This window comes from Isoptericola croceus, assembly GCF_029382255.1.
Classification (GTDB): domain Bacteria; phylum Actinomycetota; class Actinomycetes; order Actinomycetales; family Cellulomonadaceae; genus Isoptericola; species Isoptericola croceus.
This window is the reverse complement of sequence record NZ_JARLLG010000213.1, coordinates 1-275: the sequence shown is the minus strand read 5'-3', so window position 1 is coordinate 275 and position 275 is coordinate 1. Positions and strand designations below refer to the sequence as shown.

Here is a 275-nt window from a genome sequence, read left to right as displayed (position 1 = left end):
CCACTTTTCATGCGGACTGGCCAGTGGATCAGATAGAGGTCAAGATAGTCAAGTTGCAATTCCTGTAATGTTTTATCCAATGCTTTTGGCACATCTTCTGGTGCATGATCTGAACACCAGAGTTTGGAAGTGATCCATAAGTCCTCACGCTTCACCACACCATCATCAAAAAGCTTCTTAAGAGCAGAACCAATCTCTGCTTGATTATTATACGCACTAGCACAGTCAATATGCCTGTATCCAACCTGAATGGCTGTGGTGAGAGCTTCAGCTAC

At 44.0% G+C, this 275-nt stretch carries 1 protein-coding gene; it reads right to left on the bottom strand.

The genetic code is table 11. The annotated features are described in order from the left end of the window. The coding region (locus PZC42_RS24580) for an aldo/keto reductase (RefSeq protein WP_277214111.1) at positions 1-275 on the bottom strand (275 nt) is incomplete at both ends.